At 53.8% G+C, this 24,199-nt stretch carries 19 protein-coding genes and 1 tRNA gene; 11 read left to right on the forward strand and 9 right to left on the reverse strand.

What is annotated here, in order from left to right:
• The 4 genes from HNQ64_RS17215 (at position 1) to rpoN (ending at position 4,387) form a co-directional block, all read left to right on the forward strand.
• The gene (locus HNQ64_RS17215; RefSeq protein ID WP_221305484.1) at positions 1–996 is read left to right on the forward strand and encodes a YihY/virulence factor BrkB family protein; all 996 of its coding nucleotides are present in this window, start codon (positions 1–3) and stop codon (positions 994–996) included.
• Positions 997–1,083: 87 nt separating this feature from the next.
• A tRNA-Ile gene (locus HNQ64_RS17220) sits at positions 1,084–1,156 on the forward strand.
• 653 nt (positions 1,157–1,809) lie between these two features.
• Entirely contained in the window at positions 1,810–2,814 is a 1,005-nt protein-coding gene (locus HNQ64_RS17225) for a hypothetical protein (protein WP_184210909.1), read from the forward strand.
• Between the two features lie 148 nt (positions 2,815–2,962).
• Positions 2,963–4,387, forward strand: coding sequence for an RNA polymerase factor sigma-54 (gene rpoN, locus HNQ64_RS17230; RefSeq protein ID WP_184210911.1), 1,425 nt, complete (start codon positions 2,963–2,965; stop codon positions 4,385–4,387).
• A 55-nt stretch (positions 4,388–4,442) separates the two neighbouring features.
• Here rpoN and HNQ64_RS17235 read toward each other — a convergent pair whose 3' ends face one another.
• Complete coding sequence (locus HNQ64_RS17235) at positions 4,443–5,705, reverse strand: Glu/Leu/Phe/Val family dehydrogenase (protein WP_246431095.1); 1,263 nt, start codon at positions 5,703–5,705, stop codon at positions 4,443–4,445.
• 193 nt (positions 5,706–5,898) lie between these two features.
• Positions 5,899–7,182, reverse strand: a complete 1,284-nt coding sequence (locus HNQ64_RS17240) for a hypothetical protein (protein WP_184210913.1) — start codon at positions 7,180–7,182, stop codon at positions 5,899–5,901.
• A 1,200-nt stretch (positions 7,183–8,382) separates the two neighbouring features.
• On the opposite strand from HNQ64_RS17240, the gene HNQ64_RS17245 reads away from it, so the two are divergent.
• Positions 8,383–9,132 (forward strand): hypothetical protein, encoded by a 750-nt coding sequence (locus tag HNQ64_RS17245; RefSeq protein ID WP_184210915.1) that lies wholly within the window; start codon positions 8,383–8,385, stop codon positions 9,130–9,132.
• Positions 9,133–9,215: 83 nt separating this feature from the next.
• Here HNQ64_RS17245 and HNQ64_RS17250 read toward each other — a convergent pair whose 3' ends face one another.
• The 4 genes from HNQ64_RS17250 to HNQ64_RS17265 form a co-directional block, all read right to left on the reverse strand.
• Positions 9,216–9,527, reverse strand: a complete 312-nt coding sequence (locus HNQ64_RS17250; RefSeq protein ID WP_184210917.1) for a hypothetical protein — start codon at positions 9,525–9,527, stop codon at positions 9,216–9,218.
• 79 nt (positions 9,528–9,606) lie between these two features.
• Entirely contained in the window at positions 9,607–9,984 is a 378-nt protein-coding gene (locus HNQ64_RS17255; RefSeq protein ID WP_184210919.1) for a rhodanese-like domain-containing protein, read from the reverse strand.
• A gap of 166 nt (positions 9,985–10,150) precedes the next feature.
• Entirely contained in the window at positions 10,151–11,401 is a 1,251-nt protein-coding gene (locus tag HNQ64_RS17260; RefSeq protein ID WP_184210921.1) for a hypothetical protein, read from the reverse strand.
• A gap of 108 nt (positions 11,402–11,509) precedes the next feature.
• Entirely contained in the window at positions 11,510–12,709 is a 1,200-nt protein-coding gene (locus HNQ64_RS17265) for an MFS transporter (protein WP_184210923.1), read from the reverse strand.
• Between the two features lie 129 nt (positions 12,710–12,838).
• Between HNQ64_RS17265 and trxB the strand changes: the two genes are divergently transcribed.
• Complete coding sequence (trxB, locus tag HNQ64_RS17270) at positions 12,839–13,771, forward strand: thioredoxin-disulfide reductase (RefSeq protein WP_184211328.1); 933 nt, start codon at positions 12,839–12,841, stop codon at positions 13,769–13,771.
• 95 nt (positions 13,772–13,866) lie between these two features.
• Here the strand turns inward: trxB and HNQ64_RS17275 are convergent, their stop codons facing one another.
• Complete coding sequence (locus HNQ64_RS17275; RefSeq protein WP_184210925.1) at positions 13,867–14,442, reverse strand: sterol desaturase family protein; 576 nt, start codon at positions 14,440–14,442, stop codon at positions 13,867–13,869.
• 655 nt (positions 14,443–15,097) lie between these two features.
• Here HNQ64_RS17275 and HNQ64_RS17280 point away from each other — a divergent pair.
• Positions 15,098–16,189 (forward strand): MBOAT family O-acyltransferase, encoded by a 1,092-nt coding sequence (locus HNQ64_RS17280; protein ID WP_184210927.1) that lies wholly within the window; start codon positions 15,098–15,100, stop codon positions 16,187–16,189.
• 46 nt (positions 16,190–16,235) lie between these two features.
• Complete coding sequence (locus tag HNQ64_RS17285; RefSeq protein WP_184210929.1) at positions 16,236–17,192, forward strand: hypothetical protein; 957 nt, start codon at positions 16,236–16,238, stop codon at positions 17,190–17,192.
• Positions 17,193–17,279: 87 nt separating this feature from the next.
• Here HNQ64_RS17285 and HNQ64_RS17290 read toward each other — a convergent pair whose 3' ends face one another.
• Positions 17,280–17,903: an RNA recognition motif domain-containing protein gene (locus tag HNQ64_RS17290; RefSeq protein WP_184210932.1), complete on the reverse strand. Its 624-nt coding sequence runs from the start codon at positions 17,901–17,903 to the stop codon at positions 17,280–17,282.
• 462 nt (positions 17,904–18,365) lie between these two features.
• Between HNQ64_RS17290 and HNQ64_RS17295 the strand changes: the two genes are divergently transcribed.
• The 3 genes from HNQ64_RS17295 to aspS all read left to right on the forward strand — a co-directional run bounded on the left by HNQ64_RS17295 (position 18,366) and on the right by aspS (position 23,420).
• A complete protein-coding gene (locus tag HNQ64_RS17295) occupies positions 18,366–19,655 on the forward strand; it encodes an outer membrane protein assembly factor BamB family protein (RefSeq protein ID WP_184210934.1) in 1,290 nt (429 codons plus the stop codon).
• A gap of 201 nt (positions 19,656–19,856) precedes the next feature.
• The gene (locus tag HNQ64_RS17300) at positions 19,857–21,218 is read left to right on the forward strand and encodes a C40 family peptidase (protein ID WP_184210936.1); all 1,362 of its coding nucleotides are present in this window, start codon (positions 19,857–19,859) and stop codon (positions 21,216–21,218) included.
• Between the two features lie 123 nt (positions 21,219–21,341).
• The gene (aspS, locus tag HNQ64_RS17305; RefSeq protein ID WP_184210938.1) at positions 21,342–23,420 is read left to right on the forward strand and encodes an aspartate--tRNA ligase; all 2,079 of its coding nucleotides are present in this window, start codon (positions 21,342–21,344) and stop codon (positions 23,418–23,420) included.
• A gap of 30 nt (positions 23,421–23,450) precedes the next feature.
• Here the strand turns inward: aspS and HNQ64_RS17310 are convergent, their stop codons facing one another.
• Complete coding sequence (locus HNQ64_RS17310) at positions 23,451–24,110, reverse strand: hypothetical protein (RefSeq protein WP_184210940.1); 660 nt, start codon at positions 24,108–24,110, stop codon at positions 23,451–23,453.
• Positions 24,111–24,199 lie beyond the last annotated feature (89 nt).

The following is a 24,199-nucleotide window of genomic DNA, read 5'->3' on the forward strand; positions in this document are numbered from 1 at the left end:
ATGCAGAGGGCCAAAGAAGTCACCAAGACCGATACCCTGAGAATGACTTGGAAGTGGCTTACCCGAAATCGAATCTTCAATCTGCTGTATCAAACGGTGGATAATTGGATTGAAGATGGTGCTCTCATGCTCAGCGCCGCATTGGCCTATTACTCCATTTTTTCCATGGCTCCGCTGCTCATCATCGCAGTTAGCATCGCGGGATTGGTGTTTGGGGAAGAGGCTGTGCGTGGGCAGTTGGAGTCTCAACTTCAGAACTATGTGGGAGACCGCATGGCAAGTTCCGTACAGGGGTTGGTCGAAAGTGCGGCTCGACCTGGGCAAGGTTGGCTGAATGCAGGGACGGGTTTTGTCATCCTTTTGGTTGGGGCATCCAGCGTCTTTGCTCAGCTTAAAGATGCCTTAAATCTCATCTGGGGAGTGAAGGAGACGAAGTGGAAAGGCGTCATGAATTTCGTCATGACCCGGTTGCTGAGTTTTGGCATGGTTTTGGTGATCGGTTTTCTCCTCCTTATCTCGCTCGTCCTCAGCACCGCCGTGGCTGCCCTGAGCAAATATGTCAGTTATGCCTTTGGGGTGCCTTTAGAGGTGTGGAGCATCTTTGGGGTCATTATATCCTTCCTCCTTGTCACGGTGTTGTTTGCCATCATTTTCAAAATCCTCCCAGATGTCGCAGTGCTGTGGAAAGACGTCTGGGTAGCGGCCATGCTGACATCTGTGCTGTTTGAGGTGGGTAAACACGGGCTCAGTTATTATCTTGGGCGCGAGAGTGTGGCCTCCAGTTATGGGGCTGCAGGCTCTCTGGTACTCATGCTACTGTGGGTTTACTACGCTTCCTGCCTGCTACTTTTTGGCGCTGAATTCAGTCAGGTTTATTCCCGCACCTTGAGCCGCGAAGCTAGTGAGGAACCCGAAGTCACCCCACCGCCCAAGCGCCCCCGTGACCTGGATGCTGAACCCCTGAAAAAGCATGGAGATCTCCGGCCCCTTGACTAAAGCCCAGGAACCGAAGCGAAATATGCCGCACAAAACCTCCCCTGTTGCATTTGATTCTGAAACGATCTAAACACCATCTCAATTAAGGCGCTTGTAGCTCAACGGTTAGAGCAGGGGACTCATAATCCCTTGGTTCTCGGTTCGAATCCGGGCGGGCGCACTTCTTGAGGGGGAGGTTGGTCAGTGGATCAACCGAATGCTGGCAGAAAACGTAAATTGCGTCATAGTGGGTTCCACATGGTCAATGGTGTCGTCAGTCTGCGCTGCCCAGCTTGCACGCGTCCTTTCCTCTCTCTGCCTCAACAAGCAGGGGCCATGGTGACCTGTCCTCACTGTGCGCGCAGTGCGCCCCGGGAATCATACACGGTGGCATCCAGTGCGGGGACACAGCCGGTGACGAGCTTGCCCATTCAAAGGCGGGTGATCCCGGCGCGTCCGTTGCAATCCATGGCTTTTCCAGGGACTGCACCTGCCACTGTCACTCCAGCTTCTCCGGCGCAGCCGCCCGCATGGCCGCGTGCGCCTGAGCAGCCGCCCCTTTTCAGTCCCCAGCAGTCGCTGCTTTTTCCCCCCGCACCTGCGGCATCTCCAGGGTGGTCGCCACCACCTACGGCGTCGTCTTCACCGTTCGGAGTGGCTAGGTCGCCTGGAGTGGAGGCAACTGCTCAAGTGCCGACTTTCTTGATGCCGCCAGCGGATGGAGGCCCCTCCACAGCCCCCTCACCATTTCCAGGTTCTTTAGGATTGCCTACAGATGTTCCTCCTACGCCTTGGGGGCCTGATCCAGGCCCTTCAACAGTCCCATTCTCCCAGATGGTGGCACCTTCGACTCCGCCTGAATACGAGGCAGGGCCTGCCTGGCAGCCGCGCAGGGATGAGCGCAATGTGCCTCTGGGGCTTTTTTTGGTGCTGATCCTCAGTTTTGGCGGTTGGCTGCTCTGGCAAAATGCGCAGCCGCCTTTGGCGGTGGAGTTTAAAGCCCCTGAAAAGCCGAATGAGGTGGAGAAGTCAGAGAAGGCACCTGAGGCTGCTCTTAAGCCTCCCCTAGTCCCTCCGCCAGTTCCCGCACCTGAGCCGGAGATCCGCCGGGCTGAATTACCCTTGACCCCTGGTCTAGCACCGCCAGTGCGGAATGCGCCACCGCTGGATCTTGTGGCTGCGGGAAAGGCCAGTGAGCGGCTGCTGAAGCTACTCCTGGAATCGGCCACACTGGAAAAAAGGGCCTCCGCCGTTGCTCAGGGGGATGAGCATCAAGTGGATCTCCAAGAGTTTTTTGGCAGGGATTCACCGAAGTTGAAGGCGCTGAAGCCTTTTGAAGTCATGCCCCGGACACTGCCTGGGCAGGAGGAAGTACCTTTGTTTCAGGTGATGACGGATAAGAATCCCAAAGCGGGCGCTTTAATGCGGTTGGTTCCGCAGGAGGATGGAGGATTTTTGTTGGACTGGCCACTGTTTGCAGAGTCTCACGAGCACCGTTTAGCCCAGTTTTTGGAGAAGAAATCAGATCAACCGGGTTGGTATCATGTGGTGCTGCGGCGAAGTCATGCGCTGGAGCTATCTGAAGACGTGCGGTCCGGGCATCTGGTGCTCAACTTGCAAGGCAGTGCGGATGGTTCAGTACAGTGTTTGAGTTTGGTTCCTAGCGAGACGCCTTTGGCGCGATTCCTGGAAAGAGAAACCGAGTGGGGGAGCCTCTACGTGGCAAGGCTACTTCTTCAGCATCGTTCCTTACCCTCGGGTGAAGCGGCGGTGGTGATCCTGGATTGCGAGGGGGCTGTCACGGGAGCTGTTTTTCCCAGTGGTGCAGTAAAGCGATAAGTCGGAAAGGAGCCGAGGCTGAAAGGAGGCCGATGGTTTTATCGTGCCACTTTTACTTTTTCTCACGAAATGCCAAGAAAAGTTTCTTTTGGCCCGATCTCTGCTTGATAGTGATGTGCGCCAGTGAAAGGGGTGCCGCCAACCAACCATGGCAGATCAAGGACTTTACCAAACTCAGACCCAAAAGCTCGCCATCGGACCCCAGATGCAGCAGAGCCTGCAGATTCTGCAGGCCCCGACTCTGGAGCTGAGGCAGATCATCCAGCAGGAGATTGAGATCAATCCTGTCTTGGAGCTAGAGGCCCCTGAAGTCTCTCTCGATGATGCTGTGCCAGATGATCCTGATGATCGTGATGGGGGCGATCGAGATGAACTCGATGTCATGTCTCAGATGGATGAAGAGTGGCGTGAATACTGGGCGCAAAGCCGGATGCAGACGACAAATAGGTCTGCAGAGGATCAAGAGCGCTGGCAATTCCTCATGGACTCCATCGTGGCACCCACCACGCTTCAAGAGCATTTGGTAACGCAATTGCGCACTGCTGAAATTGCCAATGCCACTTTGGTCACCAATGTCGAATTTCTCATCGGCAGTTTGGATGATCGTGGTTTTTTAAATTCCTCCGTCGAAGACATGAGTTTGCTGCAAGGCATTCCGATTGATGATCTTCATGCTGCGAAAGCAGTGCTGATGTCTTTTGATCCTGTTGGGGTTGGCTCGGACGACCTTCGGGAATGTTTGATCGTGCAGCTTGAACGCTTGGGTAAAAAACACAGCCTCGCTCATCGCCTGGTGGAGCAGCACCTGGAAGACTTGGCGAACAAACGCTACCCGATTCTGGCCCGTAAACTGGGTGTGCCTTTGGAACAGGTTTCTCGTGCTGCGGATTTCATCAGCACCCTGGATCCACGTCCTGCTTCCCGATTCAATCCCAGCAGCAATAACTATGTCAGCCCTGACATCATCGTCGAAAGGCAAGGGGGGGACTGGGTGCCTGTGATGAACAATGACGACCTGCCTAGCCTGCGTCTCAGCAATGCTTATAAGGATCTGCTGGGGCAAGCCAGCAGCAGTGGTGAGGTGCGCAACTACATCCGCGACAAAATTCGCAGTGGCAAGTTTCTCATCCGCTCCATCCACCAACGTCAGCAGACGATCCACAAAATCGCCACGCAGATCTTGGCTCATCAGCGGGAGTTTTTGGAGAAGGGCACCAGTTTTTTACGCCCGCTGAATATGGCCCAGGTGGCGGATGAAGTAGGCGTGCATGAAACGACGGTTAGCCGTGCAATTTCAGGCAAATACATGGCCACACCCTATGGGGTGTTTGAGCTGAAGTTTTTTTTCAGCCATGGCGTCAAGACTGATTCTGGCGAAGACCTTAGCAACACAAGTGTGAAGAACGCCATCGCCGATCTCATCAAGACCGAGGCCAAAGCCAAGCCTTTGAGCGATGATAAGTTGGCCAAATTGCTCGATAAACAAGGCATCAAAGTCGCCCGCCGTACCGTCGCCAAATATCGCGAGGCACTGGGCATCTTGCCTAGCCACCTGCGAAAATCGTTTTCCTGAGAAAGAAGAACAGACCGAAGAAAATCTCAGTCTGTTCCAACTCGAAAGCTCCGTTTTAAGGATAAAGGCCTCGGGTCTGTTTAGCTTCCCAAACACGCTTGATTCCTAGACTCAGCGCAGCGAATCGCATGGAGACTGCGCGTTTGCGATGCAATTGCAGTGTTTGATTGAAAGCCTGCTCAAGGATTCGGTAGAGCTTGTCCATGACTTCGCCCTCGCCCCAAAAGAAACTTTGCAGATCCTGCACCCACTCAAAGTAAGAAACAATGACGCCTCCACTGTTGCAGAGGATATCTGGGATCAGGAAAATTTCTGGGCGTTGTTCAAGAATCAAATCTGCCTCTGGTGTTGTGGGTCCATTGGCACCCTCAGCCAGGATGCGGCATTGAATTTTGCTGGCGTTTTCTCCGGTGATTTGGCGTTCCAGCGCGGCTGGGATGAGAACGTCGCAGGGAATCAATAAGAGCTCGGCATTGCTTACAGGTTCAGCGCCGGGAAATCCCACCACGCTTTTCGTCTGGGCCACATACGTATTGAGTGCCTGTAAATCCAGTCCGGCTGCATTGTGGATGCCACCGTAGGCATCACTCACAGCCAGGATTTTGACGCCTTGCTTAGCCAAGGAAGAGGCAGCCACAGAGCCGACGTTTCCGTATCCTTGCACCACGGCTGTGGCACCTTCCGCGCGGATGCCAAGGGTATCCATGGCCCGGGAAATGAGGTAGGCGACCCCCCTCCCTGTGGATTCACGTCGGCCTAGAGAACCGCCCAAGCCGACGGGTTTACCTGTGACCACACCGGGCACGCAGTGGCCGATCTGGAGGGAATACGTATCCATGATCCAGGCCATGACCTGCTCATTTGTCCCCATATCTGGGGCGGGTACATCGAGTTGTGGGCCAATGAACGGAATCAGTTCCTGCGTGTAGCGCCGTGTGAGACGCTCAAGTTCACCGATGGAAAGCTGACTCGGGTCACAGCAGACGCCTCCTTTGGCTCCACCATACGGCAGCCCCGTCAGAGCACACTTCCAACTCATCCACATGGCTAATGCGGCAACTTCGCCCATGGTGACATCTGGATGGAAGCGAATGCCCCCTTTGGTAGGGCCGAGGGTCAAATGATGCTGGACACGATATCCAGTAAAGACGGTGGTGGTGCCGTCATCACGCCGAACGGGGATGGAAACCGTCAGTGCACGGCGTGGCATTTTGAGGCGATCGCGAAGGCTCTCTGGAATTTCGAGAAAGTCGGCTACCAGATCAAATTGATGGCAGGCCATGTGAAACACAGGTGAGTCGTAAACGGAGGTACTCATAGCAATGGTTATTAAAGAACGTCTGTGGCGGTTGCCAAGATCATTGATGCATCGTCTTTCCACAGATCTGCATTGGTCCAGCCTTTCGAAAATCAAGGCCTTTGAGCGGCCTCTTTGACCTCATTCAGACACAAAAAATGCGGAGTCTTGACGACTCCGCATTTTTAAAATTTGAGACTTTCAGGGGGAGAAATCAGTTTCCCCCACTCGCATTATTGGAGTTTTGCGGTCCAGATAAACCCGCCCCGTTCGCACTCGGCGCACCTATGGTCACACCATTGATGGTGGCCGCCTCACCAGTCTCTGCGGTATCACTCTCACCATTGACGTCCACAGAAGGACCGTTAGCGCCAGGGCCCGCATCACTGCCGGTCACGGTCACATTCCCGTTGGCATCCACAGTGATGGTCAGATTGATCTGGCCATTTGCTTCCACCGTGGTCACCACGTTACCTTTAGAATCCGTGGTGGTTTTGACCGTAACACCCGTGCCGCTGAAGACCACATTGGCCGCACCCGTGATAGAAACAGAGTAAGAGGTAAAAGCAGGTGGGTTGAAGTCCGGCTCCCAGCGCAGGGCGATGTAGCGGGATTTGATAGCTTTGCCGGGCTTAGCTTTCACAAAACCAGAACCAGAAACGTCTTCAGCCTTGGCCACAGGCTCGGCAGCGTCGAAAACTGTGGGGTCAAAAGCCAAGCGACCACGCCAGTCTTCTTTCTCAGGAAGGGTATCAAAGGCGTACACAGAGAAACGCACTGGGCGCGGGGAGTGGACAGAGCCAAACTCATTCAGGGTGCGGACCTGGCCGAGGTCATACACAGCCGTGCGGTATTTCTCATCAGATTCTGGAAACTCCAACACGTTGCTTTTGACGGCATCGTTGCGGGAACCAAAAAGCTCTGGGCTGATGTAAAGAAGGCGACCACCGCCGATGCCTGCGGCAAAGTTAACGGGTGCTCCAGTGCCGTCGGCATTCTGCGTTACCGTGTAGTTGGCATCCGTGCTTGTGCCGATAGCCTGAAAGCTGCGGATTACACCACCACGGACGAGGTCAAACTGCATTCTCAAAAAGCGACCTTGAGCTGCCCCGCCATCTAGTTTGATGACGCGATCTGAAGGAGAGAATACTTCGTTGTCCACGGGGCTCCAGGCATTGCCATCCGTGCTGGTGGAGAGGGCCACTTTCCCCTCGATGCCATCATTGACAAAAGAAACGCTTTTAACCACAGACTGCTTGGCGAACTTGAGTACTGCTTCGCTCTTACCTGCCGCGAGGTTCACAGGTTTCACAGGATCTCCCATGAGCAAGGCATTGGCTGGGTTCAGCCCTTTGGAGTCATACACCGTCGTGCCAGCAAGGATGCCAGCGATACTCACTGGTTTTTCATCCACAGACGGCAGTCGGCTCCATTTAGCCTGGGATTGCAAAGTTAGGGAAGCAAGAGCTACCAGGGTGAATAAATGGTGTTTTCTCATGATGGGCAATGCTGGGGGGAATCGGTCAAAGCGGCTCAGCGCATTAAACGGACCATGTCTAAAGGGATTTGAATCACAGCGTGGATAGAGTGTAAACACTTTTTTCGTGAACAATCTAACTCTAAAGAGAATTATATTGCTCCGATTGATTTTTAGATTTTATTAAAAGTATGAATTGTCCGCATTGCTCTGCCCCTCTTGCAGTTGATGCAAAAGAGTGTGGGCAATGCCGATTTAGCACCCTGGCCATCCGTTCCATTTTGGGAGCTGAGTGGGTGCGGTTAGAGCGATTGACCGACCATTTGAGTGTCCTCAGTCTGAAAGAACAGCGGCATGTAGAGATCATTCTCGACGAATTTGAGCGCCGTTTCCCCCAGTGTTTTTTTGCCGTGTATCTGGGGGCGATGCCTCAAATGATCACGTCGAGAGACTTGGGTTTTTGGTTGATCAACCATGGGGCATTTCACACCCAGCAAATGGCTAAGCGAAATGACTTTGGTTGTGCATTAGTGATTGATACTCAACGTTCCGTGGCCTCCTTGACTTTAGGGTATGCTTTGGAGGCTCACGTGACAGAAGGGGAGCTCAACCAGTTGCTTATCCGTGCCCAGGGACCTCTCAGTCGCCACCGTTATGGACTTGGAATCGAACGGATTGTGAATGATTTTGGAAAAAAGCTGAAGTCCGTCGCAACACGCTCGCTGCCAGGGAATTCTCTGACACCGAACCCGCATGGCCTGGACGGACTCGGATTGCAAACATTAAGAGCGGCGCACCGCCCCGCAAGGCCGAGCCATAAATCTTAGTCGGATGAACTCCTTATTCAAAGTTTTAAATGGCTGGCTGTCAGCAGCCATGGGGGTGGTTTATCTTTTCAATACGAGTCTTCAGGCCAACCAGGAACCTCCCTTGCCAACATGGGAAAGAGAGGCGGTTGCGCCCCCTCAGGCGACGCCGGGAAGCCAGTTTTCAAACCTACTTCCCGGAAACACAGGGGGGGACGTCAACGATGGCTTTTTTCTCCAAGATCCAGGCATTCTTAAATCGCCTCCGCTGCTATTGAATGAGGCGGATTTGAATTCGCATGATTTATCCCTTTTCTTAAAAGGTGGGCTTCTAAATGTACCGAAAGAGGTCACTGCCGCGCATCCCACGCCAAGTCTGGCCCTCCGGGATGTTCCGACTTTTGTTCTGGATTCATTGAAAAACTCTCCCGTGAATGAGTATTTGATCAATCCTCAGTCACTTGTCACGGAGATGCCTTTGTTAGATTTAGAACGCTTGATGCAGTTCCATGCCAGTGAATGTCGCATCCGGCTTTACATTTTGGTGCTGGACCGGGATCAAAAACTTGCATCCATGGCCTCTCTTAATCCGCTCATTGCGCGGTTGGGGACGGATCGTGAGATCTGTCTCGCTATTTATCCCCTTGGGGAACCCTGGCGTGCGCGATTTATGGTGAGCCCTTTGGTTTCCAAGACGAGTTCACTGGCCAGTCTGGCGGAGATGGCGCAAGACTGCATTGATGATGCACAGGAGGTTACTGATGCCGAACAGCAGCTACAACGCTTTGCCGTTAGGCTTTCAACGCGTCTTTTTTGGTTGGAGAAGTCACTCCCAGCCATGGGGTCTGAAGCACTCACAAGCAGGGCTGCTGCACAATTGACCGAGGTCGCTACCTCGGTCGGCGATGACCCTTCCAGTTCTCTTTTTGCGCTGCCATTTGGTGAAGGACTGGCCGCAGTTGTTGTGACCAGCCTGCTCAGTCTGGCCGCTGTGGTCGGTCTATTTTTGGCACTACGATTTTGGGTGAGATTTAAGGCGGCACGCAAAATACATCCTATCTGGGTTTTACCTGAAGGGGAGATTCAGCCCCGACTTGGAGGTGCCTTTTCCGGCGGGGCAGGTGCGGTCATTCAATACCGTCCTCAAACTCCACCTGTGACTTAACGCACTGAGCTGTCTCAAGAGCTAAAAACGAAAAAGAGCCGCTGAAAAGCGGCCCTTTTTAAATTGAGAAGATCAGCACTTTCTTACTTTTTAGCCAGACTGAGGATTTGATAGTTCTTCGAATAAGTGCCCAGGGCTTCGGTGGCACTTTCTTTGGTGATGCTCTCATTGTGAGCTACCACGATGAGTTTCTGCGTGTCGGGCGTCTCGCCAGCTTTTACGTCCACACTGACTACATCAGTCAGTTTCTGGCTCAGAGCGGCCGTGATATGGGCTTTGCAAGAAGCGCAGACGACGCCAGTGATCTGGCCTTCATAGGTGACGGCTTTGGGGGCATCTGCGGCGTTGATGGCCGCAGTCATGAGAAGAGAGAGTGCCAAAAAGATTTTTTTCATGAGGGGCAAGAATAAGTAGGATATAAAAACGCCGGGATACTGGTTTGTCCAGCACCCCGGCGTGAATCAGGTCAAAGAATTACTTCTCCAGGGTTTCGCCAGCCTTTTTCCAGCCAGAGATGCCGGCGGAAAGATGCTTGACGTTGGTGTAACCCAGGGCGGTGGCCTTCTTTGCAGCAGCTTTGTAGGCGTTGCAGCTAGGTCCGCCGCAATAAGCAACAACAAGGGCGTTTTTGTCAGAAGGAAGGACTTTTTCGAGTTCACCACCTTTGGCTTCGAAGTCCACTGCCGTAGGCACGCGGCCAGCGACGTAGGAGTCAGTGCCATTGACATCAATGACGGTAACTTTCTTCTCCGCGATGGCGGTCTTCAGGTCGGAGATGCTGATGTCTGGATACTCAGCGGCCATGGCGGAGGCGGCGATGAGGGAGAGTGCAAGAGCGAGCAGTTTCTTCATAGGATGTTCGTTGGTTAGGTTTATCGGTTTGGTCATTGCACGGTTTCCTTCACAGAAGGGCTGCCGTGCACAGCATTCAGACGCAAGATCGGGAGATTTATTCCCAATCAGGGTGATTTGTTTTCATTACGAAGCGAAACGTTGAATCGTGCACGGAATCGTCAGCTTACCGCCACCAGGAGGGCAGCCCAGGGAGGGTTTCCTTCAGAATGAGGCGGATGGCGCGTTTTTCTTCCGGCGGAAGGTGCGCGTATGCGGGATTAGGATTTTGATCCCGCAAACCCTCGGCCATTTTGAAATAGACTCGCTCTCGTAGAATGGAGGGCAGTTTTTGCCAAGAGTCGGTATAGAGCATGTAACTGCAGCGGTATTTAAAAATGCGGTTCTTCAGATCTAAATCCTTGAGAGATGGACCTGCGCTGACGGGCTTTTTGTTACGCTGAAATTCACGGATAAAGTCTGCATCCCCTTCGATGCCTTGTTGGGGCAGTTTGGCTTCATCCACAAAGAGAATATAACGGGCAAGTTCCTCCGCTAGCTCTTCCATCTCGGGTTTGGCTTTCATGGGGAGGCTACCGCGTCCATCGGCCAAGAGTTGGCGCATGACGTAGGCCGCATGGAAGATGCGGTTTTCAAAGCCCAGTTGGTGTTCATGCACGAGGTGAGGGAGGATATCGCTGGTGGACAGAAGGTGGAGACTGAGGTCAGACATCTGCCCTGGTTCAATGCGGGTTTTTTCAAAACCACGAGAGGCACTCGTTCGACCCATCATGTTGGCCAGGCTGTCTTTGAGATGATGCTGGCCCGTCAGGTGCCAGCCCCCAAAGCGCTTTTCCAAAGGGATCTGGTGCCCCTGCTCGTCGCGGCGGTAAGTCTCTAAACTAGCGCCACTGAGCATGGGAAGGAGAGATTCGGCGATCAGCCCTGGAACACGCCGAGTCGCGTTGCCGGCATGGCAGTTGAAACATTTGTCCGACCGCATCATGGGCGGTGGGCTGCCGCCCGGCCTGAGTTTCTCAAAGATGTAAAACATGGCCCCCATCTCTGGATCCATGGCGATGATTTCCACCTTCCCCCCGGGGACGAATCCCACGTAAGTATCTTCATTGAAATACAGCGCACGGGGGTTTCTTGGATTGATGATTTCACTTTGCAGAGAACTGGCGGAAAAGACTAGAAGCTGAGATGAAATGGGGATGTCTAGCGCTTTTAGGATGCTAGTCAGGAAGGTCTTGTCATCCGTTGTATCCAGCTTCACCTCCCCTTTTTCGATCTGTTTTTGCAACCGAGAGAAGCGGTCATCTGGCTGATGTTCCAGATATTTATGAGGGGCCTCACGAAACGCCACCTGTGTCTCCAATGCTAGCACGCTAGCGGCGACACAAAATAAAGAAAAGGTGACCAAGCGAACCATCATGCAGCACATACGAAGGTTAAACGATGGAAATCGCTCTTTTTTGGTTTTGTTATTTCCGGGCTCGCAAAGAATCGTTTTTAGGGCGCGATCATAAATTTGGCGGTGGCTTTAAACCTTCGGCTTCGCCGTCTTGATGCCTCGATAAGCGAAGGCAAAGAAGAGGCAGACGGCGGCAGTGAGGGCTGTTTCGCCTAACCAGAAGCGGGGCCAGTCTGTGATGCCACTGTAGGTACAGGTAGCATACCACCAGCCACCGCCGAGGTAGCCGATGAGGTTCCCCACACCGCTCATGAGGAGATATAGCAAGGCCTGCGCCCGAACACGCCATTTGCGGTCAATACGCTCTTCTAAATAAATTTGGGTGGTGATGAAGTAGAGGGTGTAGGCAAGCCCGTGCAGGGTGGTGCCCACCATGATCCAATTTTGAGTGTCGAGCGCGTTGAGGGCATAGCGGAAGACGCAGATGCCGATGCCACTGAGAAATACCCATTTGAGGCGAAACCGAGCGAGAACTCCCGCCAGCATGAGCATGGTGATGACCTCCGTCGTCTGGGCTAGCGAGATGACTGCGGAGATGTTTTGAATGCCGAGATCCTTCAGATGCCGCGCAGTATAGGGGTAAAAGGCAGCGAGCGGGATGCTGTAAAGGGCGGCGGTGATGAAGACGACGCGGTGATCGCGGTGCCGGAGGAGATCGAGTGCATCCAGGCCTAAGATCTGCCTAAAGCTGCGTTTTTCCTGAATGTCTGCTGGGTGAATGAGGGGGAGCATCCAGGAGAGGCCCATGACCACGAGCCAGAGCGCTGCTGCTGTGTATCCAGCGACGAGGGATTCATCGGCATGGAGCACCAGTGAGACCATCCAGCAGCCTGCCATCCAGCCAAAAGTGGCGCAGGCACGCAGGGGGCCGAACTGAACTTTGGGATTGTGAAGCTGGGATAAGACGATGCTGCCGGCGATGCTCCAGACGGGGGTGGCGACGAGCGCCTGGACCTGGGCGCAAAGGAGCACAAGAGAATCACTCCAGCCAAGTGAGAGAGAGGTGCAGGTCAGTGCTAGCGCCGCCCCCGTGGCCAGCGCCAGCCAGCGGAGCAGCAGGGTGGGAGACAGTTTCTGATCTGCCAGGGCCCCGACAAAAAGGGGAGAGATAAAGGCCGCGAGGGCCGTGGTGGCCAAGACCCAAGGAACAAGGTGACCGCGGCCATAAGCGGTATAAATATTCGCCAAGGGCACATTCCACATACCCATGGGCATGGCAGTGCAAAAGAAAAGGAGGGCGAGCTTGCTGCGGCTGGTGGAGGCGTCCACGGAAAGATGGGGAAGGAATATGGGAATAGCGCAGGACTTCTTTCCCTCCAACTGGCAACCTCGGAAAAAGCACACCTTGCACCCATCTCTGGCCTCCCCATCATTCGTTACCTCTTTAATACCTCAATCATGGAAAACGTCATCATCATCGGCACGGGCTGCGCAGGATTTACCGCAGCCATTTACACAGGACGCGCGAATCTGAACCCGCTGATCCTCTCAGGAAATCAGCCAGGTGGCCAGCTCACCACGACCACAGAGGTGGAAAACTTCCCAGGTTTCCCCAATGGGATCATGGGGCCTGAATTGATGATGAACATGCAGTCGCAGGCAGAAAAATTCGGCGCGCGCATTGAGTACACTTTTGTCAACAGCGTCAAAAAAACTGAAGCTGGGCATTTCGAGGTTTTGAGTGATGATGGCACTGTTCGTGAGTCGCATACGGTGATCATTGCCACGGGGGCGTCTCCGAAACATCTTGGGCTGCCCAATGAGAAGGGCCTCATCGGCCATGGCCTGACAAGCTGCGCCACCTGTGACGGGGCCTTTTACCGGAACGTGCCTGTGTGTGTGATCGGTGGTGGTGATAGTGCCTGTGAAGAAGCGGGCTTTTTGACTAAATTCGCCAGCAAGGTGTATCTGATCCATCGTCGTGATAGCCTACGCGCTTCAAAAATTATGGCAGATCGTGCCCTGGCAAACCCAAAGATCGAACCCGTGTGGAACAGCACGGTGTGTGAATACTTAACGGACGAAAAAGGCGAGATGCGGGCGGTGATGCTGGAAAACCTGGTGACGGGTGAGAAAAGTGAGTTGGAGCTCAAGTGTGTCTTTGTAGCGATCGGTCATGTGCCAAATGCAGGTTTTCTGGGAGATTTGGTGGATACCGACGAAGGGGGCTACATTCTGCAAACGCAGGGCACCCGTACGAAGACGGAAGGTCTTTTTGCGGCGGGAGACGTGGCGGACCACGTTTATCGCCAGGCTATCACCGCCGCAGGGCAGGGGTGTGCGGCTGCGCTGGAGGCTGAGCGTTACCTCGCAGACCACGGCGTGCACTGAAGCTTCTGTGAGCTTTTAACCATCAATAAAAAAGCCCCGCTGTCACCAGCGGGGCTTTCTTCTATTTCTTCTAAATGGGAAGAATTACAGACCCGTTACGCTTTGGGCTGCACATCTGGAACCGATGGTCCCATGGCCTGGGCGAAGCGAGTTTTGGCGCGTAGCATGAGAGTTCCCAGGCAAAGGTCAGCCAAAGGGAGCACCACATTGAAGTTCTTGTGCATGTAGCGATGATGGAGCAAGTGGTGGCCATTCAGACGGCGAAAGAGCCAAGACTGTTCCAGGCGGCGTGACTTCGGCAAATGCATGCACCAGTGAATGCGCTCGTAGAGGACATAATAACTGGTCATGCCGATGGCGGAGCCCGTCACCAGCCCCCATTGGCCTAGCATCCATGAGACCGCTGCAAATGGGATGGAACTGAGCAGGATTAAAACTGGGCCGTTCCACCATGCCATGGGAATGGTTTCCTTATCATGATCATGAATCAGGTGATAAGTGTGGTCAGCTTTGAAAACTTGATGGTGCACCACCGCATGGGCACGAAAGGCATATTGAAAACCACCCAGCGGGCGGTGCATGAGAAACTTATGAACAGACCATTCGAAGAATGAACCGTAAACGACGGCGAGAGCGAAGCCAATGAGGGACCAGATCCAGAAGAAATCCATACAAGGTTGTGAAAGCGCGGGTTTTCGTGGAGAAAGTGTTGATAGTCAAACAGGAATTACAGGAGTCGGGCTGTCAGTCGTGCCAAACTTGGCACGGAACGCACAAGACATCCTGACTCTAGGCATGAGTAAGTCCGCTTGTGAGCCCTTTTGTTGAGTTAAAGATGGGATTCTCTGAGCTTCGAATGTTGTTTTCTGGATTGCATTCTGCCTGGAATTGGTATTGACACCTGGGCGGACTGTGAAATAAGCCTTCGCGACTTCCCGCCTCCGCCATCCAGAATTTCATTCAGACTCAAGAGTTTGCTGCGAGTTCATCCACGTCATGCTATTTAACTCGCTTACCTTTGCCGTCTTTTTTATTCTGGTTCTAGGGTTTTTGCCTCGACAGAATACAGCGAGGGCAAATGCTTTTTTGCTGATAGCGAGCACGATTTTTTATGCGGCTTGGGATTGGCGTTTTCTGCCGCTACTCCTTTTTTCTGCGGTCTTTAACTATGAATGCGGTCGCCGCATTGAGGCGGCTGAAGGGACTGCACGCAAATCGTGGATGGCTTTTAACGTCACCTGCAATTTGTTGATCCTATTTTTCTTCAAATATTACCTCTTTTTCACGACCTCACTTCAACACGTACTGGGGCATTGGGGGATAAATTTGACCCTCCCGGCTTTGACTCTGGTCTTGCCCCTGGCTATTTCATTTTACACTTTTCATTGTCTTTCCTACACGCTGGATATCTATCGGCGAGAGTTGAAATCGGCCCGCAGTTTGAGTGATTTCAGTCTCTATTTGCTGCTTTTTCCCCACCAGATTGCAGGGCCTATCGTTCGGGCTTCCAAGCTCATCCCTCAGATCACAGAGCCGCGTAAAGTCACTGCGGAGGACTGGCAAAGCGGGCTGTTTTTGATCTTTTGGGGGCTGTTTAAGAAGATGGTGGTGGCAGATAACTTGGCTCCCAAGGCCGATCGTGTCTTTGCCCTTGCGGAGGCGTCGGCTGGCGAGGTGATGGTAGCCGTGGTGGCATTCTGTTTTCAGATCTATGCGGATTTTTCTGGCTACACAGACATCGCGCGTGGCACGGCGCGTTTGTTAGGCTTTCACTTTGACCTAAATTTTAAATTTCCTTATTGGGCGACTGACCCGCAGGACTTTTGGCGACGGTGGCATATCTCGCTTTCACAGTGGTTGCGGGATTATCTATACGTTTCTCTGGGTGGAAATCGCGGTGGCCGCTGGGCTACATATCGGAATTTGATGCTGACGATGATCATCGGCGGCTTGTGGCATGGAGCGGCGTGGAATTTCGTTTTGTGGGGCGCGTACCACGGGCTGCTTTTATGCTTGCATCGCTTTTACCAAAAACACATTCAGTCTGCATACCCGGTTTTGGAGAACTGGCATCGATCCCTGCTCGGGCATGGTGTGGCGATGGCTATCATGTTTGTTTTCACACTTTACGGCTGGTTGTTATTCCGCGCCACTTCGCTGGATCAGGTGGTGGCTTTCACTTCCAGCTTTCTGGGGATAGATGGCTGGGCTGCCATGCCGATCTTTAGAGGCTTGGCGTCTCAGTCTATTTATATTTTGCCGATGCTGGGCATGGAGTTTTGGATGCTGCGCCGTCAGCAGTCAGAACTGGTCTTTCAGTCTTCCTGGGCCAATGGCCTGCTTTATTTCTTACTCGTGGCAGCCACAACGATCCTTGGTGCCTATGGCTCAGATCAATTCATCTACTTCAATTTTTAAGTCTGCCTGGAGGCGTGTGTGGGGCAGCCTGAGTGTGCTGACCTGTATGCTTCTTTTGGTTGAGGGCGGGCTGCGTCTGCTGCCGGAACCCTTTCCTTCACGAACCATTCAGGAATTGATTCCCGAAATGATGACGCTTCCGACACCTGTCGTCCAGGTGTATGGAGAGTCTGTGACTTATGGGGCCATCAATGACTGGGTGGTGGCTGAGGCTGTAGGAATGAGCCTGACGGAACTGCGCAATGATGCCGTCCCATCGACGTGTGCTTTTTTTGCTTATCCTCTTCTGAAGCGCCAGATCCAGAAAGGCATCATCCCGAAGGTGATTGTTTTGGGCTATGTCTCGCGGTCTTACTGCGTGTCTATGGTGCCAAAGTTCGTTTCGCATGTGGCGACTCTGGGAGATATGGCCGAAACAGCCTTCATTTTGCGGCCTCCCTTAGATCCCTTTTTACAGGGTGCTTTGGGACGAGTGTCGTTTGCGTACCGTTACCGTGCTGAGTATAACGATCTTTTGCGCGAACGTTTCTCTGGGGAGGGGTTAACGACTTTTACCCAGCCTACCACGAGTCTTTTGGAGCGGCAGCGTAGCTTACCCAGAGCATTGTCGGAAGCCGGGGCTGATCAACATTCGAGTCAGGCGGAGGCCATGGTTCGCTTTTTTGATATTGCCTTTGCTCCTCCCGCTGAATTGGAGAGATCGTTGGATCTTTTTCTGGCGCTAGCCCGTGAGCACGGCATCCGCGTGCTGCTCGTTTCAATGCCGAAGCCTGCGAGTATGAAAGCCTCTCACGAAGTGAGCGGTTTTGATCACGCTTATGACAGATTTATGGACCGCATGACCCAGCATGATCATGTCTCTTGGCTCGTCCGCGAGCAGGCGTCCTTACCCGCTTCTGATTTTATGGATGGCGTGCATCTGACACGGGCAGCAGGCTTTCGTTTTAGCCTGGATTTGGGGCAAAAGCTGAAAACATATCTGGAGATGCATCCTCTGGAGTGAGTTATCTGACACTGCCTTCGCCAAACACAAAAAACCCGTCAGGAAAGATTCCTGACGGGTTCGAAAAAGGTTTAAAGCCAAATTTTACTATCCTTCATCATGATCACGGCCTTCGCCTGATCCGATGGGCTTGGCACCGCTAAGCTGGAGGGCACGATTCATGAAATCTTTGCCTCCGAGTTCCTGCACGGCACGGCGGGCTTCATCCACGCTGCCCATGGTCACAAAGGCAAAGCCTTTGGAACGCTGAGTGCGGTTGTTCACCACGACTTCGCAGTTACGAACGCTGCCCAGGCCGCTGAAGAGCTCGAACAGGTCGCTCTCGGTCGCATCATAAGACAGGTTGCCGACGTAAAGACGCTCGGTGTTGATATCGGCCGGACTGACGGAGGCAGGCTCACGGCGAGGTTTCGGCTCGCGTGGTGGGCGGCTGTCGCGGTCGCGGTTTTCGCGGTGGCCGGAAGATTCTGAGCGCGGGCTGTTATTGCTGCTGCTCCGTGGCTGCGGGGTGGCGGCACGGGGAAGAGACTTGGTTTTACCGAGCAGGCCAAAGGAGATGGCGCTGAGGAATTTCTGGAGGCCGGTGGGTTCCTGGTGGCCAGCACGCGGGGTGCTGCCTGGGCGTGGGCCCTGGCTGCTAGAGCCTGGGCGATTGCGGCCGCCCCGGTTGCGGCGGCGGCGGTTGTTTCCTTGAGTAGTCGTGTCTGACATGGGTCGTTCGTTCTGGGGTGGGTTGGGTTCTGGGCACCGCGCCATGAGGCGTGCTGGGGGTCGGCAGTGGGGATGGACTCCTGGTCACATCCACGAGGCCGGGCCGGGTGACGGACCGCCGATGCGGGTCGTCGCAGCCCCATTGGGTGCCACAGTTGACTGAGCCGGACCACACGGGGTCCCGGTGCGTGTGACCACAAGTCACGATGAAGCCGCCCCGCGATGCTATCGCTGGTCCATTCATAGCTTTAGGCACGATCAGAGGTCTGGCGTGGCACATTCCGCAAGTTTAGGTGGGGGTAGTCGGCCTCAGAGCACCGATGCTCTGATTAACTGCAAATTCAGCCTAACTGTCTGGATGAGAGTGGTCAACTGCCGATTCAGAGGCGGGCGGGAAAGTCTTTACCGAAAGAAATTCGGCCTCGCCAACGATACAAGCGTCCATCATTCTGCCTGTCATCCATGAAAGTCTCTTTTGCCCTCGCTCTCTTGTTTGCCACATTTGCTTCAGCCAAGACGGACTGGAGTCGCTTTCGCGGGCCTAACGGCACAGGGGTGGCTGAAACCAGCGGCTTGCCATCCGCGGTAACTGCTGAATCTACCCTATGGAAAGTGGATCTGGACAAGGGCTGGTCTTCCCCCGTTCTATGGGAAGATAAGATCTTTGTCACCGCTGAAACCGGTCCTGGAAAGCACGCGGTGATCGCCCTGAGTGCCAAGGATGGTCACGAGCTTTGGAGGCACGAAGAAAATTTCTCCGAGCATAAAAAGCACAACTTCAACAGCTTCGCCAGCAGCTCGGTCTTCGTGGATGCTGAGCGAGTTTATGTGAATTGGAGCACTGGGACCACCATTCAGGCCTTGGCCTTGGATCACAGCGGCAAACAGGTGTGGAAAAACGAACATGTGGCTGATTACATTCATGAGCATGGCACGGGGGTGTCACCCATTGTGGTGGATGGTATCATGATTGTGCGCAGTGAGTTTGACTGGCAGCGTGATGGTAAAGTGTACACGGAAGACCCTGAGCAGCAGAAATGGAAAAGCTGCATCGTTGGCCTGGACGCTAAGACGGGCAAACAAGCTTGGCGGTTGGAGATTCCCAACTGTCTGAACACCTACTCCACCCCAGTCCTTAACGTGCGCGCCGATGGCAAAAAGGAGATCATCTGCACCAACAATGCGAGCGGCGTCATGGGCATTGACCCGGCCACGGGCAAGATCAACTGGCAGCATAATGAAGGCTACAAGCAACGTAGTCTGGGTTCCGGCGTGCTGCATGATGGCGTGTACTTTTGCACCTTCGGCACGGGGGGCGGTGTGAAGGAATTTGCTGCGATTGATGTGACCGATGCCAAACCGAAGCCCGTGAGCTTCACCTTTAGTAAGGGGCTGCCATATGTGCCCTCGCCTCTGGTGATGGGGGAGAACATGTATCTGCTGGGGGATGGCGGCATCTTGAAGACCGTCAAATTCAAAACCGGAGAGCTCATCTATGAAGAGCGTGTGAATGGCAGCGGCGGAAGCAGTAAGTTCTTCAGCAGCCCGGTCGCGGGCGATGGCAAGATCTACTGTGGTAGCCAGCAGGGAGATCTTATCGTTTTGAAAGCGGGAGACAAGTTTGAGCAGCTTTCGGCAAACAAACTCGACAGCACCATCAATGCGACGCCAGCGATCGGCGATGGACGCATCTACGTGCGGACGGAGAAGATGTTATGGTGCATTGGATCTAAAGCGGCGCCTTTGCCCTAAAGTTTCAATTCACCGTTCATCAATCAGGCATATTGCCTGATTGAAGAGACTTGAAGCATGCATAAGGCTTGGAAAGTTTCTTGTGATCGGGGAAACGTGGAAAAAAGGATTTCCACTTCTTTGCCTTTATTCACGGGCTTTTGAGTCATGAAATGGGGCCGAGGTGAACAAAAGGCCTCCAGCTTGCTTCAAAGTTAGGGTATGAAACGACTTTTAACTTTCGCCCTTGTGGCTGTCGCGGCCCTCTCACAGGCGCAGACAGCACCAAAAAAGGGCAGCAAGTCTGGCTCTACTTCGAAATCCTCCTCAGAAAAAACGAGTGCTGCCAAACCGAAGACGGAGACAGCTAAGGAGCCGTCCAAGGAAGACGACTCTGTTCAAGAGGGGCCGTCCACGGACGGTCCAGCCGTGGCGGCTGTCAGCAGCATCGAAGTGGAAGACATTCAGAATTTTGAGCACTATGCACCCCAGATCCAGCAGCTCATTCGCAAGTCTCTGGCTTTGACCAAGCTCAATCTGACTTACACCTTTGGTTCGGCAGATCCCAAAAAAGGCGGCATGGACTGCTCTGGCACCATTTATTACGTGTTGCATGACTTCGGCTTCAAAGGCGTGCCACGGCAATCAAATGAGATGGCTGGATGGGTGAAGGACAAAACGCTTCTCCATCGTGTGCAGAAAGCCGACACACTTTCTCACCCTGAATTTTCTGCTCTCCAGCCGGGCGACTTGCTCTTTTGGTCCGGCACGTATGAAGCTGGACCTCGTGAGATTCCAGTGACTCACGTCATGCTAAACTTGGGTAAATTGAAGAAAAGTGGCAAGCATGTGGTCTTTGGTGCGAGTGATGGCCGTGCTTACCAAGGGAAGCGCCGCACAGGTGTGAGTGTCTTTGATTTCTCTCTGCCAAAGTCCACTAGTTCGGCCAGTTTCTATGGCTTCGGGATGATTCCAGGTGTGGGCAAGATCGAAGTCAAACCTGAGCCTGAGAAGCCGGTTGTGGTTGCAGCGAGCGGCCAGGAAATCTCGCCTATTGAGAAATCGGAAAAAACCAAAGGGCCTGCTGGAGCTCCGAAAGCACAGCCCGAAAGGCCAACTGTTTCAACAGTAGCTTCCAAGTCCGACTCGTCGCCGATTCAAAAGACGGAGGGCGATGCTGAAAAAACTACCTCCGAGAAACCGGAAGTCGTCGAGGCAAAAAGCGAAATGGCACAAGCTACTGCGACTGTTGCCTCTGAAGAGATCCGTCCCGCCATCCGTATTAAGCCTGAGACCGGGGCCTCCTCTACCTTGAAGGAATCTGCCCCCGAGCAAACGGCCATAACTCCGGAGCCCAAGACGCCGAAAGAATCGGTAGTAAAGACGACTCAAGTAGCGAGTGCGCCGAAATCAGCCACGGCCAAGCCTAAGAGCACTGCTCAAAACCGCTCCACTCCGACCAAGCCTAAATCAGTCGTTAAGAAGAAAGCGGCACCGCCACCACCTACGCCTTTGGCCAAGGCAAAACGGGCCGCTGGCGACTTTTTTGAAGAGGTGAAAAGGTCTCTCCCCTCAGGTCGCTAGTAGGCTGGGGGCGCACTTGAAGACGTCCGTGGAGCGGAGCATTTTGGCTTCTAGGTAGGGCAGGGCACCAAGTAGCTCTTGCACTCTGGCGTTTTCCCCCGAATTTCCGCGCCCCTTTCAGCCATGATTCCGAACGCCTACCGCTCCCTTCACTGCAACGCCGTCCGCCCAGAGCACATCGGCCAGACCGTCACACTTTGTGGCTGGGTGAATTCGGCCCGCGACCATGGCGGCGTGATCTTCATCGACCTGCGTGACCGCGAAGGTCTCACCCAGGTAGTTTTCCGCCCGGAAGAGAATGCCGAAGTGGCCGCCCAGAGCCATGTCCTGCGTGACGAAGACGTGGTGCAGATCATCGGCAAAGTTTCCGCCCGCCTCACCGGTACGGAAAACGCCAAACTGCCGACAGGCACTGTAGAAGTGGTGGCCCTGGAACTCAAGGTGCTGAACAAGTCCGACGTGCTGCCCTTCCATCTGGATCGTGAGCTGTCCAATGAGGACATGCGCATGAAGTACCGTTACCTGGACCTGCGCCGTGCGCGGATGAACTACAACATCCGTGCGCGTCACAAGATGACCACTGCCGCCCGCAACTATCTAGACTCAAAAGACTTTATTGAGGTAGAAACACCGATTCTTTCCAACCCGACCCCTGAAGGTGCCCGAGACTTCCTGGTACCGGCTCGTCTCAGCCCGAGCAAGTTTTTTGCCCTGCCCCAGGCCCCGCAGCAGTACAAGCAGCTCCTCATGGTCGCGGGCCTGGAGGGGTATTTCCAGATTGCCCGTTGTTTCCGTGATGAAGATTTGCGCGCCGACCGCCAGCCTGAGTTCACTCAGATTGACATTGAGGCCAGTTTCATTGAGCAAAACGACATCATTGGCCTCGTTGAAGGATTGATTTTCGAAATGTTTTCAGCGGGATATAAGACTAAACTGGGACCGTCGAATACAAAAAGAGGTGATCTTCCTGGTCTTAATGAAGCCATTAATGAATTTATTAAAACCGATGATAAATTAGAGTTCGAACGATACATGCGGGGACTTATCCCTCAGACATTCCCACGCATCACCTATCAAGAGGCCATGGACCGTTATGGCTCCGACAAGCCGGACACCCGTTATGGCCTTGAGATCACCGACATGGCCGATGTGTTCGCGGAGAGCGGCTTCAAAATTTTCCGCAGCACGCTGGAAAACGGGGGGGTCGTGCGGGCGATCAATGCCAAAGGTTTCGCGGATATTACTACAGGACAGATGATCCGCCTCAACGAGCTGGCCATCCAAGCTGGCATGAAAGTAAAGCAGCTTGCCTTCATTAAGGTCGAGAGTTCTCCTGCTGGTGTACTGGAATACAAGAGTCCGTTGTGGAAGTTCTTCGGCGAAGAAGAACAAAAGGCTCTAATCGCTAAATTGAACGTTGAGGAAAACGACATTGTCTTCTTCTATGCCGGATCTTGGGAAGATGCCTGTAACATCCTTGGGCGCACTCGTTTGGAGATTATTTCCATGATGAAAGCCGATTGGCAGTTGTTACTGGATGGCAAAACTACACCGGGCGGCTTGCTTCCTTCCGACTCGCTGACCGACCTGCTCGATCATCCTCAGACTTCAAGTCGTTACACCACACGATATGAAGTATTCAAGGCTACTGATAAACTGAACTTCCTCTGGGTCGTGGACTTCCCGCTTCTGGCCTACAGCCCTGAAGACCAGAGCTGGGTGGCGGTGCACCATCCCTTCACCCGCCCAAAGGCGGAAGACGTGCCGCTGCTGGAAGCTGGCGAATATGGCAAGGTGCGTGCGGAAGCCTACGACGTGGTCCTCAACGGCTACGAACTTGGCGGCGGCTCCATCCGAATCCACGAAAGCGACCTTCAGGCGAAGATGTTCAGCGTTCTCGGCGTCACGCCTGAGGAGCAGCAGCTCAAGTTCAGCCACATCCTCGAAGCCTTCAAATTTGGCGCTCCTCCGCACGGTGGTCTCGCCCTTGGTTTGGACCGCATCGCGATGCTGGTTTGTGGTGAGGAAAGCATTCGCGAAGTGATTGCCTTCCCGAAAAACAACAAGGCCTGCGATCTCATGACCGACAGTCCTACAAATGTGGACTTCAAAGCCCTCCGCGAGCTCTACATCCAGAGCACCTGGAAGGAAAAGAAAGCCGAAGCTGCTTCGGGGACAGTGCCAGTGGCACCGACTATCTAAGAACCGTTTATTTGATTTGGGCCGCTGGAGTCATTCTCCAGCGGCCCTTTTTTTGCCCGCGAGAAGCGTCACGATGAGAACGAAGAAACACATCACCACAGAGAAGAGTGGGAACTGTAGGGGTGCTGGGAGGCTGTAGATCAGAGCTAGGGCAGGGATCCAGACGAGCCAGTTTGTCACCATCACGGCTGGGCAGGTACGCATCCAGAAATCGCGGTCCAAGGAGGCTCGAGTGAGCTTCCAACTGGCTCCAAGGTCAATCCAGCGAAGGGCAATGAGGTAGGTGGGCACAAACCAGACCGGGCTGAAAACGAATTGGTCGAGAGTCACCTTTTTCAGCAGGGTGAAGATATCATTGCCATCTCCAAAGACGAAACCCTGAAAGCGGTAAAACAGGTCAATTTCCATGCCGCGATAGCCCCAGAACAGCATGCTTAGGATGAGGCGTTTCCACCGTGCGCCCTCTGGCAATGTGCCGATCAGCGCCTGAACACAAAAGGGAAGCACGGCGGCGGCAAAGATCGTTGAGGTGAGTGAGAAGGCGAAGGACCAGCGCAGTTTAAAATTGCCAATGGCCTCCCAGACTCCCGCCACGGCGGGGACTTGGTAGTAAGAGGTCACCAAGGTGATCACCAGCACATTCAGCAGCAGACAGGCGGTCCGGTTCTGCCGGAAGGCGGCTCCAATCATGCTGAAAATTCCGGACGACTGGTGACGGGGAGATTGCATGAATCGCAGGCTGGGAGATTTAAAGATGCCAGAATGCCATTGCTATGAGT

Source organism: Prosthecobacter dejongeii, from assembly GCF_014203045.1.
GTDB classification, from domain to species: Bacteria; Verrucomicrobiota; Verrucomicrobiia; order Verrucomicrobiales; family Verrucomicrobiaceae; genus Prosthecobacter; species Prosthecobacter dejongeii.